Origin of the sequence: Frigoribacterium sp. CFBP 13605, from assembly GCF_014839405.1 — a bacterium.
GTDB lineage: Bacteria > Actinomycetota > Actinomycetes > Actinomycetales > Microbacteriaceae > Frigoribacterium.
In genome coordinates, this window is record NZ_JACYNS010000192.1 from 1 (window position 1) to 2,021 (window position 2,021).

2 protein-coding genes are annotated in these 2,021 nt (G+C 73.1%); both read right to left on the reverse strand.

Going from position 1 to position 2,021, the window contains the following annotated elements:
• The coding region (locus tag IFT36_RS15905) for a hypothetical protein (RefSeq protein WP_200413651.1) at positions 1–523 on the reverse strand (523 nt) is incomplete at its 3' end.
• Between the two features lie 374 nt (positions 524–897).
• A partial coding sequence (locus IFT36_RS15910; protein ID WP_249408695.1) for an AI-2E family transporter occupies positions 898–2,021 on the reverse strand: 1,124 nt, incomplete at its 5' end.

Consider the following 2,021-nt stretch of genomic DNA (forward strand, 5'->3'; position numbering starts at 1 on the left):
CGGCCTGGGCCTCTGCGGCGGCCTGCGCGGCAGCGGCGGCGGCAGCGGCCTGTCGGTCGGCCTCGGCGGCGGCCGACTGGACGGTCTGCGCCGAGAGCGCGGTCTTCTCGACGCGGTCGTTCAGCGTCGAGGCGTCGAGCTTCTCGTAGTCGGCCAGGGAGGCGACCTGGGTCTGCAAGTCGCTGGCGTCGGTCCGGCTCGAGGTCGAGGCCACGACCTGGTTCGCGATCTGGATCGTCGAGCGCGCCTTGGCCTGGGCCAACGAGGTGGCGATGTCCGCCTTCTGCTGCTTGACGTCGGCGGCGTGCTGCTCGGCCGAGATGGTGTCGGCACCGGCGGCCGACATCGACGTGACCGCGAAGCCGGTGCCCGTGACGAGGGCGACCGCGGCGACGCCACCGATCAGTGAGAGGCGACGACGGGCGGTGCGACGGCGTCCGGCGGAGAGCGAGCGGCGCGTGGCGGGAGCCTCGGCGGCGGTCGCGGCGTCCGCGCCGGAGGCAGGGGTGTTCTCGGGGGTCATGTGGTCCTCGTGCTCGGCCGACCCGCGCCTCCGTTCGGGCAGGGCGCACACGGCGATGCCGCACGGGCGCGGGGCGCTCGGGGCGGCGGGGCCCCGCGGCAGAGGCGGGGGAAGCCGTGACAGGTCGGTGTCGGTCTCGCGAGGCCGTGGGGCCTCGACTCGTCCGCCGCAGCTGCCCTGCCGAGTCGGGACTCGATCGGGAGGGGCGCACGCGCCCGGGCGAAGTGACGAGTATGCAGAGACTTCCTGAGTAGAACCACACAATGCACTGTCGAACCGGGCAGTCCGGCGCATCATCCCAGCGGATGACATCGGCTCGCGCCTCCCTCATCCGAGCGAAGGAGGCGCGGGCCGGGCAGGTCAGCGGCTCGCGATCACGACGCCTCGGGTGCCGCCACGAGGTCCTCCGCGACGCTAGTTCGACGCCAGGCCCCCGTCGCCACGTACTTGACCATCACGTTGAGCACGGCGACCGTCGGCACGGCGAAGAGCGCGCCCGGGATGCCGGCCACGTACGACCCTCCCGCCACGGCGAAGACCACCGCGAGCGGATGCACGCGGACGGCCGAACCCATGACCAGCGGCTGCAGCACGTGGGCCTCGAGCAGGTGCACGACGAGCACTCCGGCCAGCATGACCACGGCCTGGACCGGCCCCGCGAACACGAGGGCGACGATCACGGCGAGCGCGCCGGTCACGATGGCCCCGACGACCGGGATGAACGACGCCAGGAAGACGAGGATCGCGATCGGCACGGCGAGCGGCAGCCCGAGGAAGAACGCGATGAGGCCGATGCCGACGGCGTTGACCGCGGCGACGACGATCTGCACGCGGACGAACGAGGTCAGCGTGTGCCAGCCGGCCCGGCCGGCCCCGTCGACGGCGGGGCGCGCCGCCTTCGGGAAGAGGCGGACGGTCCAGGCCCAGACCCCGCGACCGTCGATCATCAGGAAGATCGTGGCGAACAGGGTCAGCAGTCCCCCGGCCAGCAGGTGCCCGGCCGCGGTGCCGATCGACAGCACGCCGCTGAGGATCGCCTTGCTCTCGGTCTGCAGCGCGTTCTGCGCGTCCTTGAGGTAGCCGGTCACGTCGGCGTTCGTGAGGCTCAACGGCGGCCCCTGGAGCAAGGTCGTCAGCTGGTCGTACTGCGCCACGGACTGCTTCTCGATCTGCGGCAGTCCGGCCCGGATCTGCGTCACGGCGAGCAGCACGAGGCCCCCGACGACGACCACCCCGGCCAGCAACGCGGCCACGATGGCGAGCCACCGCGGCCACCGGTGCCGGTGCAGGAACCCCGCGACCGGCACCAGGAACGCCGACACGAGGATCGCGATCAGCAGCGGCACCACGATCTCCTCGAGCGTGGCGATCAGCCAGAAGAGCACGGCCAGCGCGGCGGCGACCGCGAGCAGGCGCCAGGCCCAGGCACCCGCGATCAGCATGCCCGGGGGCAGCGTGGCCGGGGGCAGCACGGCCACGGGCGGCACGGCCGAGGGCG